General features: G+C 45.8%; 12 protein-coding genes. 5 read left to right on the top strand and 7 right to left on the bottom strand.

Translation table 11 applies throughout. The annotated features are described in order from the left end of the window. The first annotated feature begins 77 nt into the window (after positions 1-77). Positions 78-701, top strand: a complete 624-nt coding sequence (locus NFI80_RS07610; protein ID WP_235163583.1) for a DUF4468 domain-containing protein — start codon at positions 78-80, stop codon at positions 699-701. A gap of 383 nt (positions 702-1,084) precedes the next feature. Here NFI80_RS07610 and NFI80_RS07605 read toward each other — a convergent pair whose 3' ends face one another. Continuing rightward, positions 1,085-2,164 (bottom strand): calcium:cation antiporter, encoded by a 1,080-nt coding sequence (locus tag NFI80_RS07605; protein ID WP_235163584.1) that lies wholly within the window; start codon positions 2,162-2,164, stop codon positions 1,085-1,087. A 331-nt stretch (positions 2,165-2,495) separates the two neighbouring features. Here NFI80_RS07605 and NFI80_RS07600 point away from each other — a divergent pair, with 331 nt between their 5' ends. Both NFI80_RS07600 and NFI80_RS07595 read left to right on the top strand, forming a co-directional pair. Continuing rightward, on the top strand, positions 2,496-4,019 hold the full coding sequence (locus tag NFI80_RS07600) for an FAD/NAD(P)-binding protein (protein WP_235163585.1): 1,524 nt from the start codon (positions 2,496-2,498) through the stop codon (positions 4,017-4,019). Then, a complete protein-coding gene (locus NFI80_RS07595) occupies positions 4,003-4,917 on the top strand; it encodes an AEC family transporter (RefSeq protein ID WP_235163586.1) in 915 nt (304 codons plus the stop codon). Before NFI80_RS07600 ends, NFI80_RS07595 begins: the two co-directional genes overlap by 17 nt. A 127-nt stretch (positions 4,918-5,044) precedes the next feature. On the opposite strand, the gene NFI80_RS07590 is transcribed toward NFI80_RS07595, so the two are convergent. From NFI80_RS07590 to NFI80_RS07580, 3 genes are all read right to left on the bottom strand, one after another. Then, positions 5,045-6,325 (bottom strand): sensor histidine kinase, encoded by a 1,281-nt coding sequence (locus NFI80_RS07590; protein ID WP_235163587.1) that lies wholly within the window; start codon positions 6,323-6,325, stop codon positions 5,045-5,047. A 312-nt stretch (positions 6,326-6,637) separates the two neighbouring features. Next, positions 6,638-7,024, bottom strand: a complete 387-nt coding sequence (locus NFI80_RS07585) for a GreA/GreB family elongation factor (protein ID WP_235158935.1) — start codon at positions 7,022-7,024, stop codon at positions 6,638-6,640. A 53-nt stretch (positions 7,025-7,077) separates the two neighbouring features. Continuing rightward, positions 7,078-8,028: a hypothetical protein gene (locus tag NFI80_RS07580; protein WP_235163588.1), complete on the bottom strand. Its 951-nt coding sequence runs from the start codon at positions 8,026-8,028 to the stop codon at positions 7,078-7,080. Positions 8,029-8,310: 282 nt separating this feature from the next. Between NFI80_RS07580 and NFI80_RS07575 the strand changes: the two genes are divergently transcribed. Both NFI80_RS07575 and NFI80_RS07570 read left to right on the top strand, forming a co-directional pair. After that, positions 8,311-9,798 (top strand): alpha-amylase, encoded by a 1,488-nt coding sequence (locus tag NFI80_RS07575; RefSeq protein WP_235163589.1) that lies wholly within the window; start codon positions 8,311-8,313, stop codon positions 9,796-9,798. Positions 9,799-9,903: 105 nt separating this feature from the next. Then, a complete protein-coding gene (locus NFI80_RS07570; RefSeq protein ID WP_235163590.1) occupies positions 9,904-12,264 on the top strand; it encodes an ABC transporter permease in 2,361 nt (786 codons plus the stop codon). Between the two features lie 50 nt (positions 12,265-12,314). On the opposite strand, the gene NFI80_RS07565 is transcribed toward NFI80_RS07570, so the two are convergent. The 3 genes from NFI80_RS07565 to NFI80_RS07555 form a co-directional block, all read right to left on the bottom strand. Beyond that, positions 12,315-12,569 carry a hypothetical protein gene (locus NFI80_RS07565; RefSeq protein ID WP_235163591.1) on the bottom strand — a complete coding sequence of 85 codons (255 nt, stop codon included), beginning with the start codon at positions 12,567-12,569 and terminating at the stop codon, positions 12,315-12,317. A 119-nt stretch (positions 12,570-12,688) separates the two neighbouring features. Then, positions 12,689-12,991: a DUF1330 domain-containing protein gene (locus tag NFI80_RS07560; protein WP_235163592.1), complete on the bottom strand. Its 303-nt coding sequence runs from the start codon at positions 12,989-12,991 to the stop codon at positions 12,689-12,691. 26 nt (positions 12,992-13,017) lie between these two features. Continuing rightward, entirely contained in the window at positions 13,018-13,905 is an 888-nt protein-coding gene (locus NFI80_RS07555; RefSeq protein WP_233798584.1) for a dienelactone hydrolase family protein, read from the bottom strand. Between the last annotated feature and the right edge of the window lie 80 nt (positions 13,906-13,985).

Raw genomic sequence — 13,985 nt, 5'->3', positions numbered from 1 at the left:
AAGTTTCTCTACATAAATTTTGAAAGATTTTCTATAATTCTTATCATTACCGATAAATATATACTCTCTAGTCTGTAATGAAATACCCTCTATTCTCAACGCTCTTCATTGTTGCCCTGAATCTGTCCACGCCAAGCTTCGCGCAGAAGTCAGGCTTGCCCTACGACCGGTTCACCGGCGAAATCACCCAGACCAAATCGGTACAAACCGGCCAGTCACGCGATAAGGCTTTTAGCGCTGCGAGAGCCTGGATACGCAGGACCTATCCCAACTATCGTGAGGTGATAAGGGTTGAGGATGCGGGTTTGGGCAGGATCGTTTTCCAGGATCAGGAACCGATCGTTTCCGAAAGTTTCAAATCATTCAGTTACCGCGTCCAGGTTGATATCAAGGATGGATTTTACAACTGCACCATTAACAATGTAAAGACGCGCAATGCAGTTTCGGCTGACTACACATCGGCAGATGCAGATTTTTCAAACATCGGCATGTACGGTAAACATATCGACGACATTGGTCGCGAGATTTCCATTACTAAAAGCAAAAAGGCCAAGGCTAAGCTGTACCAGCAGCGCCGCAACATCAAGTCCGTCCTGCAAGACTATCACAAATCCCACTACCTGATGGACCTCCAATTCACCATGATCCAAAACGGCCTCCGCGAAGCAGTGCTGGGTCCCGGCTCGCTGGCTGCGAAGTGAGGTTGAGTAAAATTCTTTCCTTTTGATAAATGCTTTTCCGAAGAATAAATAGAATTCATTTTGTTTAAAAGGTTCGTTAATCTTACCTGCTGGAAAGCTTGTAATAAGCTTTGCTAGTTACCTTGTTGTAGATTAAAAGCAGGACGGCGTTAATGAAGAACATTTTACTCATTTGATAACTTTACTTATTGGTCAATCAAACATTAATACATTGCTTTAAAGCTTTTGTTAAACTAACCACATAATACTATGACTACATCGCACAAAGACATTATTGTTGAATAATCGCTTAGGTTAATCGAAACAAAACGGGGAAGCTTGCTTCCCCGTTTTGTTTTGTATGATGATAAATGTGAGATCGCCGCTTTAAGGACGAGCCTTTTTCAAGGCACAATCGTAGTGAACAAATATACCGCGAAAATGACCAGGAGGACTACGCCTTGCATGACGGTGGTTTTTCCGGTCCCGAAGGATAGGGCTACGGTGAAAAGGGACAGAATGAGCAGGAGCGTGGATTTCGTGTCGATGCCCAGGGTGATAGTCAGGCCGGTGAATATGGATACTACTGCTACAACGGGAATGGTAAGGCCGATACTCGCGAGTGCAGAGCCCAGCGCGAGGTTCAAACTGATCTGCAGCCGGTTTTTCTTTGCGGCCCTTAACGCCGCTAAACCTTCCGGCAGCAGAATGACAGCAGCAACAATGACCCCCACAAGCGACTTGGGAGCACCCATTTCTACAACGAAAGTTTCAATAGTAGGTGCCAGCATTTTCGCCAGAAGCACCACCGCAGCGAGGCATACCAGCAGCAAAACCGTGCTGATTAAGGTCACCTGATTCGAGGGCGGATCGGCAGGCGTTTCCTTGTTTGCATCGATTTCCGGGAGAAAGTAGGCGCGGTGACGGACAGTCTGCACCATTACAAATGTGCCGTAAAGCACCAGCGAGATGATCGCCACGAAAATAAGCTGGCTATTGTTGTAAACAGGCCCGATAACGCTGGTTGTGTAATTAGGTAAAACCAGTGTGAGTACGGAAATCGCGGTAAGCGTCACCAGGGCAGCACTTACGCCGAACTTCCCAAATTGCTGCTCCTGATAGCGGTAACCGCCCACAAGCAGGCATAGCCCGATAATACCCGTAAGAATAATCATAATCGCAGCAAAAACCGTGTCCCTGGCAAGCGCAGCCGTTTCGGCGCCGCCTGCCAGCATGAGCGAAACAATTAAAGCCACTTCAATAATTGTAATAGCAATGGCAAGGACGAGTGTTCCGGCTGGTTCGCCTACGCGGTGCGCAATTACTTCGGCATGGTGCACTGCTGCCAGCACTACACCTATTAGTCCAAATGCGAGGAACACGTCATATACACTACCGAACTCGAAAGATTTACCATAATAAAGAAGCCACGCCAGAACAGGGGTTATGATAGACCAGCGTGGCAGCGAGAGTTTAGACTTCATGAAAACAAATTTTAGTGAAGACAAGCCTTAGGACTTGTTGTAAAGTCGTACTGAAGGCAATAAAGACGTTAGTTTGTCTGCAATCGGCACAACCGGGAAACTGAAAGATAAAAAAAGTAATCCGCAAGGAAGGCGTCTGGCAGTTAAAAATTATGGGATTTTTTAAATTTTATTAGTCATTCTGAATGCAAGGAAACGCTGGTTCGAAGGGCTACGCGGAGGAGAGAAACTGTTTTTCAGCCAGTTCCGGATGTGTAATTAGCATGATTCTTTTGAGTGTCCGGTTCGTCCTGCTTCAGATGGGAGCGGATAGCAAATAGGAACCTTAAAAATGAATTTAACAAATATTACGATTATCGGTGGCGGCGCTTGCGGAATATCAGCATTCATAGAGCTCTTTCTTCAATTACGCATCGCAAAAAGCCACCGGGAAGTTAGCATTACCATCATTGAAGAGAACAAAGAAGTCGGCAAGGGACTTGCTTTTGGGACCAAACAACCGGGTCATATTCTCAACACCCAGGCCGATCTGATGGGAATCCATTTTACAGAGCCACAGCATTTCAGCGATTGGCTGATCGAGCATGATGCGCGGATCGGCAGCGAAGTCGTTGATAACCAAGGTGAAAACAGAGCTTTTACCACCCGCAGACTGTATGGTGATTATCTGAAAGAACAATTCGAGCATTACTTTGCCCTGGCCAGGAACGAAGGCATGGATGTGCAGGTGATCCATGCGAGCGCAAAAAGCGTTGCCCGTGAAGAACCCCGTTTCACCATTCACTTGTCCGGAAACATGCAGCATTCGTGTGATTTTCTGGTGCTTTCCCCTGGCACGCCGGTTGCCGATAACTATCCGGATTTGAATGATAAAGAGAATTATTTCGGCTCTCCCTGGCCATCAGAGCCTATTTTGGAAAGAATCCCAAAGGATGCGGATGTAGCGATCTTAGGGTCGAGCCTTAGTGCTGTGGACGCATTGATGACGCTTACGGATAATGATTATAAAGGACAAATTACTTGTTACTCGCCGGACGGGCTAATGCCCAGGGTGCAACCGGCGGATCAGGCTGCAATGGTCGATTGCAAGTTTTTGACGCTCAGAAATCTTCATGAGATCCAGCGGAAGGAACTGAGAAACCCTACAGTGAAAGAAATATTCAGGCTTTTCAGAAAAGAAGCAGAAGCATATGCAGGCGGAAAAATCGATTGGAAAGCCACTGCCAGAACAGATAAGCCAGCCGAAAAACTGCTGGCAGAGGACATTGAAATTGCTAAAAACGGCGGTGATGCACTCAGTAACATTCCCTATTCGCTTCGGTATGAGAGTTCTGAAATGTGGAAATGGCTGGATGAATCTGAAAAACTCAAATTTAAAAAATGGTTTGGCGCTTACTGGGCGGTGAATCGTCACTGCATGCCGCTTGTGAATGCTGAGCGGGTTAATAAGTTGTTCACATCAAATCAGTTACAGGTTGTTCCGGGCTTGAAAGAAGTGGTTTTTGACGACAGTAAAAATAGCTTTGTGCTAACCCACGGCGACGGAAATGAGTCGGTTGAGAAGTTTGTGATCAACGCCACAGGGCCTGCGTCTGCTGTTAAATTGATGAAATCGGAGCTGATGCAGAATCTCGCGAAGGATGGTTTGATTGAGCCGGAGGATGCGGGCGGGATCAAGATCAATACGGAAACGATGCAGGTCATCACCGGCAAAAGCGCTTATCCAAACTTTTACGCGGTTGGTCATATTACAAATGGCTTGCTTCTGGATGTAAACGCGGTTTGGTTCAACGTCAAAACGATCGGCAATTTATCACGTCACCTTATCAGTCAGATTATTGGAAACCCTTCTTAAACTTTACGGCGAGCTATTTCCTGTTATGGCATTTATCCCAGCCGGATATCTGATCAGCAAGAAATTTGACTTCAATTCAGATTACATCAGCAAGCCGCTGATCAATGTGCTATTGCCGTTGCTTGTATTTACAAACATGCTTGAAGCTGAGGCTTCCAAGCTGATCGTTTTGCCCATTCTGACGTTTTTGCTGGCATTAGGGATGAATTTTGTTGCGAAACTGGCTCAAAACAAGCTAGCATCTGAAACTGATCCTTTGCTGCTGCGAAGCTCATTTTCGTTTTTCAACATTGCTTTTTTCGGCATCCCCACGGTGACCGCGCTATTTGGAGAAGACAAAGTCAGTGTGCTGATCTGCATTTACCTAGGTTCGGCATTATATGGCGACACAATCGGTTATTACCAGGTAGCCAAGACTAAATATCCGGCTAAGAAAGCCTTCAAGGAAATGCTTAGTATTCCGTTCCTGTATGTGTTTGTTGCGGGAATAATATGTAAAATAGCCGGGCTGGAAACGCCTGAGTTTGTTAAACCGGCCCTTGGTGTGGTCAGTTTTGCTGTTTCCGCAGCCGGTATGATGATCGTAGGGTTTCAACTGGCAAGTGTTGATTTCAAGAACATTAAAATTCCTTACTTTTCAAAACTGCTTGGTTTTCGTACGCTTGCTGCGATCATCATACTTGGCGTTATCGCTTTCGCAGCCTCCTTTATAGCCAAAGACCTGGAAGAGGAGGATTACAAAATGCTCGCCCTGGTTCCGTTATTTCCTATCGCAGCGAATGTTACGGTATTTGCCGCATTTTTGAAAGCGGATGAAGAACAATCTTCGATCCTGGTATTTCTATCGATGTTGCTGTCTGTTGTGCTCGTTTCGGTCGCAACATTTTTCATGCAGTAGGAGGGTTTTGCCAGTCTTGATCCTTAGTATTTCAAAAAAGTGCAGGCGATCGATATGGCATATACGACGATGTCTTGTCAACATAAAACACATCAATTCTTGAAATGTTATTCTAAAAACAAGCGCTTTATGGTGCAGCATTAAGCTCTTGTTTTGACTGAAAACGAACCCTTACCAATGTGCCTTTACCCGGCGCACTTTCAATGTCCATCGTCGCCTTCATCAGTTCGCATATTTTCTTCACAATAAATAAACCAAGTCCTTCACTTTCTTTGAACGAACCGTTATCACTGTCATCCGATATCAGGGGAACGCGCTCAATGGGAGGCACATGATTGTGGATGCCGGTCGTGTGTGTGGCTGGCTTTAATTGTTCTGCGAAGACGGCCGCGGGCGAATTTTCCCGGAAACCAGGCCCGGTATCCTGTACGCTAAGCACCCACCGTCTTTCATTCTCATTGGACCAGGTTATATAGACGCCTCCCGATTCTGTATATTTTAATGCATTATAAAGGAGGTTTTGTAAAACACGCTGGATCTGAACTTTGTCGCTCGATATTTTTAGTGTGTCAGGACCTTCGGCAGTGATTTTCAGTTTGCGTAGTTCTGCTACCGGCTGCGCGTTTTCAACAATTTCTTTTATCAAATTAGCCACATTAAAATCTTTGATGTCCAGCGTCTCCTGACCGGCTTCGATACGCGCATAGTCGGTGAGTTGCAGTAACATATCCCGCAACGAGGTCAGATTTTTATTCAAAATGTTCATCAATTCCGCTCGCTCTGTGTCAGAAGATTGCGTTTGTGAAAGTTGGGATGCCATTAATATCACGCTGAAACTCGATCGCAAATCGTGCGAACTGTGTCTCAAATGCTCGTTTCTCTTTTTTCCCAGTTGGAGCAGCTGATCCAGTGCCTTTTGCAGACTGGACGCTTGCTCTGCCGCAGCCGTCTGCCCTAAATCATTGTAGGATACGACACTGCCGCGGTTTGCCTCTGCATAGATCCGGCTTAGCTCCCGGTAAACGTAGGATGCGTTAGCTGCATCGAGTTTGGAAAAATCCAAATTATACCGGTCAACCTCATCAATCAGGATCGCGATAAGGTGTTCCAGCTCAATGACCAGCTCACGAAGCGAGTAACCGTTTTGCCAGCGGTGAATGCCATGCTCGTTGGCAATTACAATCGGGTCGTGTGTGGGTTCTATTTGTTGCAGGCGCTGATCGAGCACATCGAGTAACAACGGGACCTGGTCATTGAATTCCTCTCTGGAAAAGCTGCTCTTACTGCTTAGCGAAGGATCATCAGCACATCTTTCGCGCCATCTGTTTAAAATTATTTCCCTGCGTGCACGGAGGTGTAAAGCCAGATCCTTCGCTTTATCGAGTTTTCCTGATTCTTTCTTTGCCATAACGGACGTCGTTGATCGGTATTTTTCTTTCAGGAACAACTACAAATATTATACCTTGCTGCAATGCTTTGCTCGCATGGACATTAGTTTGGGGCTATCTGCAAATCCTCAAGACAAAAAAAGCCAGGTTATTGACCTGGCCTATGCCTTAAAGTTGCTTGATAGAGTCCGGTTGACTTCGTAAAGTGGAGCCACTAACGGCCGGGGATAAATTGGGTTACATATTAAATGTAATCAGACAGAATGCAATGTAAAAAGTCATCAGCACAAACGCGCACAACATCGCATAGATGAGCGGATGCCGCGGCGCCTTCATAGCATTTGCCTTACGTCCAACACCTGGAACTTCTTCATGCCTGCGGGCATTTTCCATTCCACTGTCTCGCCTTTGCAAAGCCCGATCAAAGCGGCGCCCATTGGGGTTAGTACGGAGATTTTCTTTTGTTTAATATCAGCCAAAGCAGGCATTACAATGGAGAATTCCATCTCCTTATTTGTCGTTAATTCCCTCACTTTCACCTCCGAATTCAGTCTGATGCTATCCGGTGGCAACTCGTCGTTTTCCACCACGATCGCGCGGTTGAGTTCATAGGACAGGGACATTTCGTTCGCATTGCTGCTGCTGAAATTTTCGGCGAATTGTTTTAACATACGAAAATCATCTTCACCCAATATCACATGGTTTCTTTGCGTATTCATAATTATAGAATTAAAGTAAATGTCGTGACACCGGAAGGCGTCACGGATTGCCGCTATGCAAATGAGCTGGCAGCCAGTTGATGAAAAACACGCTCATCCAACTTGTAACGGTCGTTTAGCGTGAGGCTGCTGCGCGCGTTGAAAAGCGCATGATTAACTGCGTTGTACATCAGCCAGTAGGAGGGGCTGGCGTCCAGAATCCGCTCTTCCAGCCGCAGCCGTTCCTGTGCTTGCTTCGCCAGCTGGACCGGGATCGGCAGTTTTCTAAGCAGATCCTCTTCTGCTTTCGACACTTTCCGCTGCTGCAAATGCTCATACACCGTGGCAGTTAATGTTGGCCTCGGCTTTTTGTGCCCCACGAGCATGGCATACAATTGTGCCTGAAAAATCTCCTGCGTAAGACGGCTATGATGAATTTTACGCAATTCCTGCGTGCTTTTGACGGGTTGTTTTTTATCCTTTGTTTTTGGTTTTTCTTCCAGCCAATGCTGATAATCAGTCAGCTTGCCAAACGAATCGGCCCAACCCATAAGACCATTCTTGCAGACTTCACGATACATGCTGCTGCCCGGCTTGTTTCCTTCGTTGGTCATGGTCGTAAAGGTCTGACCCTGAATTGTTAAAGGTGTTTTGCCGTTATAACTGTTCGTAAGGATCATACTGCGTTGCAAGCTCTCATTGCCGATGGCGAACCCGTCGGAAAGGATAATGCTGATGCTGAATTCTCCCGTGCTTGTGTATTTGATCTGGACCTCATAATTTTTCCCAAACACCTTATCGATCACTTCCCGGATCCAGCTGTTTGGAATAATCGTATAGTCCGCGCTTTGAATCCCAAATATCGTCTTTCTGCCACGCAGCGGTTCACCCACCACAAGCTGCTGACGATCCGTTGCGATAATGTCATAATCCGGCAAGAGGTCCGCCAGCCAAACGGGGCTCACAGGAAAACAAATGTCATCCCACTCATTCGTCAGAACTGGTTGCGCACTAATGTAAGTCATTGCTGATTTTTATTTTTACAGTTGTAAATTTACAGGCATATTTCGTTAAAACAAAATCTTTTTTAACTATTTTCATATTAAATGTTAATGCTTGACGGACTTTCGTCGGGACGGCCGTATGGCACGTTCCAGGCTTGGGAGCATAGGACGTGGAAGGGCGTTTTGTTTAGATAAGCCAATGTCTGAACGATAAGAATAGCAAACTAAACTTTTTGGGCCGGTATGGTTATTTATAGTAATGTTTCAGCTGCATCAAACCCCGTAGCGCTTCATTAACAGTTTATGGAAAATTTTACAATGCTTCAATTCTTTGAATGGTACTATCCTGCGGACGGATCGCTTTGGAATCATTTCAAGAATGAAGCTGCCCGTCTCAAAAATCTGGGCATCGACTCAGTATGGCTGCCGCCAGCACAAAAAGGAATGGAAGGAGCGAATTCCTCCGGTTATGATTCTTATGATCTGTACGACCTTGGGGAATTTGATCAAAAAGGATCAGTAAGGACTAAATATGGCACAAAACAAGAGTTGATCGACGCAATTGCAGCTGGTCAGGAAGCCGGTTTACAAGTTTATTGTGACATCGTTTTGAACCATATGGGCGGTGCCGATGAAAAAGAAGTGGTGCCCGTTAAGGAAGTTACGCCCGAAAATCGCAATGAATTTGTGAGCGATACTTTTGAAATAGAGGCCTATACCAAGTTTACATTTCCCGGCAGGGCCGGGCAATACTCTCAGTTTGTGTGGGATTATCAATGCTTTTCGGGTGTGGATTATAATGCCTCAACTGAGCAAAATGCAATTTATAGTATTCAAAATCAGTATGGTGATGGCTGGCAGGATGTGCTCGATCTGGAAAACGGAAACTATGATTATCTGATGCTTTCGGATATCGAATTCCGTAATCCGCATGTGCGCCAGGAATTGAAAAACTGGGGAGAATGGTTTGTGGAAACAGTGCATTGCGACGGTTTCAGACTGGATGCGATCAAACACATGGATCCTGCATTTTTTAATGAATGGCTGGACCATTTGCGCGGAAAATATCAGAAAGAGTTCTATACTGTCGGCGAATATTGGGCACCGTATGACCTGGGGTCTATGCTGGCTTACATTGAAGCGACGGACAAGCGCGTTTCGCTTTTCGATGCGCCGTTGCAAGCCAACTTTTTCAGGGCTTCAAAAGAAAACGAACATTATGATCTGAGGACGATCCTGAATGAAACGCTGGTAGAAACAATGCCTGAGCTTGCGGTGACATTGGTAGAAAATCATGACACGCAGCCGCTGCAATCCTTGGAACAGACTGTGGAAGGCTGGTTCAGGCCGTTGGCTTATGCGATCATTCTCTTACGCCAGGCCGGTTACCCATGTATTTTTTACAGTGATTTGTATGGCTCCAAATACACCGATACAGGCAACGATGAACAGGAACATGAAATCACACTGGAAAAACTGAATGTGCTGGAAGCATTGCTTTACGTAAGAAAAAAGCTGGCATATGGCACACAAAACGATTATTTCGATGACATTAACTGCATTGGCTGGACGCGCGAAGGTGATGAGCATGAAAACTCAGGTTGTGCAGTTTTGATTTCCAATCACGAAAATGCGGCAAAAACAATGTTCATAGGCCAGCAACATGCCGGAAAAACTTTTGTGGATTACTTGAATTTCGTTCAGGAGCCGGTGGTAGTAGGGGAGGATGGGCACGCAGAATTTCGCGTAAACGGGCGCTCAGTGAGTGTCTGGGGAGTTCAGAACGGGTAATTGAAATATAATGAAAACGTAGGGGATGATTAAATGCTGCTTCCCTGCCACACAACGTCAGCCGATCTGGTAATGGTTTAAAAACCTGTTAACCAGATCGGCTTTATGATTCGTAACCATTTCAAAATTGCATGGCGTAATGTGCGCTCGGGCGGTTGGTATTCAGCGCTTAACATTGGCGGTTTGGCTGTCGTGCTGGCTGTGAGTTTGCTGCTTTTTTGGTGGGTCCGGGATGAGCTGAGTTTTGACCGGTTCCACGCCGATGCGGACCGTATTTATCAGGTTAATGCACGTTTTGGAAAAGGAACAGACGAAAATATATTCACCTCAACGCCGGGCCCCGTGGCCGTCGAGTCCAGAAAGCAAATCCCGGAAGTGGAAAGTGCAGTACGGATGGGATATTATCCTTCCGCAACTTTCAAGGCCAATGGAAAAACATTCAACCAAAAGGATAACCTCGCCTTTACGGAAGCAAATTTTCTGACATTTTTCAATGGCTTTAAAATGCTGTATGGCGACCGCAACGCACCGTTTCCGGAACCTAACTCGGTTGTGCTTACAGAAAAGTTGGCCCGGAAATTCTTCGGCACTGCAGATGCAATTGGCAAAACCTTCATGAATGTTGAAAACAATGTTACGCTCATTGTCAGCGGTGTGCTTGCAGATGCGCCCGACAATTCTTCTATTAAGGATCATTTGTATGTCAATTTTGAAGTATTAAAAAATTCCGGTCCTGAAAATGGCGGCGCTAAACTGGCTGACGAGAATTGGGATGATTTCGGATTTGCAACGTATGTGAAGCTGCGTTCGGAAGCCTCACCGGAAAGTGTAGGAAGGAAACTAACGGCAATACAAGCGTCCATACTGAAAGGCAAGCCCAACATTCCGGATTATCTTTTACAACCATTTACCGAGATTCATTTATATCCGGTAGAAGGGGGTTGGTTCGCTATGAAGCAAGTAAGCATTTTGGGAATTGTTGCGGTGCTTTTATTAGGCATCGGTTGTATCAATTATGTAAACCTGACTACCGCACGCGCCACAAGACGGGCCAAGGAAATTGGCGTCCGCAAGGTCGTTGGAGCAGGTTCTGCACAGCTGGCGAGGCAGTTACTGGTAGAATCCTTGCTGACATTGACCCTGGCACTAATCCTTTCTATTGCCTTACTGCAAGCGCTTTTGCCGCTTTACAAAAGCCTAACGGGCAAAACGGGCCATTTCTCACTCTTCGATCCAAGGGCTTGGCAAGTGCTGATCGGAAGTCTGACATTCTGTTTCTTGCTGGCGGGAATTTATCCGGCTATAATGGTTGCTAACTTTAATCCCATTCAGGCATTAAAGGGTCATTCCAGCCAGGCAAGCGGGGCTGGGTTGCGGAAATTGTTGGTTGTCACGCAATTTTCGCTGGCAACGATTCTCATTGTCGGCACTTTTATCATTGGCAGTCAGCTTCGGTTCATTCGCCAGCGCGATCCTGGCTTTAAGCGGGCGCATGTTTTTACTTTCGACGGGCGCAAATTTACACCTCAATTCAAGCAGGCATTAAGCGGCCAATCGAGCATACTGGGCATCAGCACATCCACGGATACACCCGTTAATATTCAGACCGGGACCGCATCGGTTGATTGGGACGGAAAGGAAAAAGACCGGACGCTGATCATGGTCCAGATGGGCATTGATAAGGATTTTATCGAAAATTTTGGAATAAAATTACTGTCTGGACGCAATTTCAGCGGTTCAAAATCCGATTCCGCCTATTTTATATTAAATGAAACCGCTGTGAAAGAAACGGGTTGGAAAGATCCGGTGGGCAAACGTTTCAAGCACGAGGGCACGGAAGGAACGATCATTGGCATTGTTAAGGATTTCAATATGACCTCTATCCGCGAGCCTGTCTGGCCTTTGGTCCTGTTCAGTAAACCGGAAAGTAATTTCATGGTGAATGTCCGCACCACTGGCGAGCTGGCACCAGATGCCTTGGCGGCAGCCGAAAAACTTTGGAAGCAATATTTGCCTGCCTATCCATTTGAATACACATTCTTGGACGCGAATTACAACGATTTGTACCGAACCGATCAACAAACGGGGCAATTGTTCAATTTTTTTGCAGGCGTAGCCATCGTCATTTCGTGCCTTGGTTTGCTGGGCCTCGCCTCTTTCACCACGGAACAGCGCACCAAAGAAATCGGGATCCGCAAAGTGCTGGGCGCTACTGTTTTGAACATTACAACATTGTTGTCCAAAGATTTTATGAAACTCGTTATTATCGCCATCGTTATCGCAACGCCTGTTGCCTGGTTTTTGATGGAGGAATGGCTGAAAGATTTTGCCTATAAAATAAATATTCAATGGTGGATGTTCCTGCTCGGCGGGTTGCTCGCGATCATTACTGCGCTTATTACAATAAGTTTCCAAAGTGTTAAGGCCGCATTGGCAAACCCGGTAAAGTCCATCAAATCGGAATAATTATCTAAGTATTTAAATCAAGAGGTCTGACTTAACAAGCATTCATTTTTTTATTGTTTGGTCAAAGCATCATCATCATCTTCGTCATCTTCAACTCCTTCAAAATAATTCACTACGGTCATTAAGGGCAGGGTGGTGCGGTCGGCGGCATTTGACATTTGTATAACGGCGCGGTCAATATTTGCTTTATCAAAACCAATAAAATGGCCTTCGATCATTTCACCCGGCCTGACCTGGTATGCAATCGCCTTATCAATGTATTTTGAAGCCCGCTTTTGCAAGCCCGTAAGTTGTGGTTCCGACATTCTATTTCTCGTTGTTTCTCTTATTTTACTCTCCTGCAAATATCATAAACCAATTGGTTTCTATTTCATTCCATTTCATCCGCCTTTTTATTCGCAATCCAAATGTCGTTAAACGCTCCTTAAAGTGCGTTGCCCTCAATGAGCATTATGCGTTCCACTGATTCATCTTTCAAATGCATGTGTTTCAAGCGCTCTGGATCATCGCGATATCCCTCGAAGCTTTTCCGGTCCGCAAAAGTGACAAGGTGGATCTCATATGGATGCCCCAATGTGGTGGTTACGACCGAAGAAATGCTGGGCCTGATGCGATAAACGAGTTCGCCATTATGGTGGCTGAGCAAAGGCAAAACCTGGTCTTCAAAAAAATGGAAAGAGCTTTCTTTGCCTGGCTTAATGAAAATAAGCTGGGTATAATAAATCATGGCTAATGTAGGGTAAAGATGAAAACTTAAATCAACTTCTGCTTAAAGAAGTCAATCGTGCGCGTCCAGGCCAGCTCCGCGGCGGCTTTGTCGTAGCGTGGCGTGCTGTCGTTGTGGAAGCCGTGGTTTGTGTCGGGGTACATATAGGCCGTATATTCTTTGTTATTTTCTTTCAGCGCTTTTTCGTAAGCAGGCCATCCCTCGTTCACGCGCGTGTCCAGGCTCGCATAATGCAAAAGCAACGGCGCCTTTATTTTCGGAACGTCCTCAGCAGCAGGCTGACCGCCGTAAAAAGGCACGGAAGCGGCAAGTTCAGGGACCCTCACGGCCATCATATTCGCCATGGCACCTCCAAAACAAAAGCCTACCACACCAATTTTTCCATTGCAATCTTTATGATTTTTCAGATAATCAAATGCGGCAATAAAGTCTTCCGACATTTCATTTTTGTCTCTTTTGCTCTGCATTTCTCGCCCTTTGTCATCATTTCCGGGATAGCCGCCCAATGGCGTTAACGCATCGGGCGCGATGGATAGAAATCCGGCAAGGGCCGCTCTCCTGCCCACATCTTCGATATACGGGTTAAGGCCACGGTTTTCATGCACGACAATGACGCCGCCTAGCTTTCCGGTTGCACCTTCGGGCTTTGATAACAACGCCTTAATGGTTTTCCCACCCTTTGGCGAATCGTAGTTGATATAATCCGATTTGAGTCGGGGATCATTGGGATTAACTTGAATGGTGCCTTGATAATCAGGCATCAAAAAACTCATAAGCGACGCCACAGTAACACCGCCAACTGCATATGCCGATAAATTTTGCATAAAGTTCCGTCGGTCGATACGGTCGTGGGCGTAGTCGTCGTACAGGTCAAAAACTTCCTGCTTAATGTCTTCTTTTCTGATCTCGCTCATATTCGGTTGTCGTAAAAGGTGTTTAATAATGCTAATAGGGAAAGCATTTTACCTTTAAAAGTTACCATCATTTCACGAAA

This window comes from Dyadobacter chenhuakuii, assembly GCF_023821985.2.
Taxonomy (GTDB): Bacteria; Bacteroidota; Bacteroidia; order Cytophagales; family Spirosomataceae; genus Dyadobacter; species Dyadobacter chenhuakuii.
This window is presented reverse-complemented; position numbering and strand designations above follow the sequence as displayed.

Coding starts and splice junctions, on each gene's coding strand:
- NFI80_RS07605 (WP_235163584.1), bottom strand. CDS start 2,164: ATGAAGTCTAAACTCTCGCTGCCACGCTGGTCTATCATAACCCCTGTT.
- NFI80_RS07565 (WP_235163591.1), bottom strand. CDS start 12,569: ATGTCGGAACCACAACTTACGGGCTTGCAAAAGCGGGCTTCAAAATAC.
- NFI80_RS07575 (WP_235163589.1), top strand. CDS start 8,311: ATGGAAAATTTTACAATGCTTCAATTCTTTGAATGGTACTATCCTGCG.
- NFI80_RS07555 (WP_233798584.1), bottom strand. CDS start 13,905: ATGAGCGAGATCAGAAAAGAAGACATTAAGCAGGAAGTTTTTGACCTG.
- NFI80_RS07590 (WP_235163587.1), bottom strand. CDS start 6,325: ATGGCAAAGAAAGAATCAGGAAAACTCGATAAAGCGAAGGATCTGGCT.
- NFI80_RS07585 (WP_235158935.1), bottom strand. CDS start 7,024: ATGAATACGCAAAGAAACCATGTGATATTGGGTGAAGATGATTTTCGT.
- NFI80_RS07560 (WP_235163592.1), bottom strand. CDS start 12,991: ATGATTTATTATACCCAGCTTATTTTCATTAAGCCAGGCAAAGAAAGC.
- NFI80_RS07580 (WP_235163588.1), bottom strand. CDS start 8,028: ATGACTTACATTAGTGCGCAACCAGTTCTGACGAATGAGTGGGATGAC.
- NFI80_RS07570 (WP_235163590.1), top strand. CDS start 9,904: ATGATTCGTAACCATTTCAAAATTGCATGGCGTAATGTGCGCTCGGGC.
- NFI80_RS07610 (WP_235163583.1), top strand. CDS start 78: ATGAAATACCCTCTATTCTCAACGCTCTTCATTGTTGCCCTGAATCTG.
- NFI80_RS07600 (WP_235163585.1), top strand. CDS start 2,496: ATGAATTTAACAAATATTACGATTATCGGTGGCGGCGCTTGCGGAATA.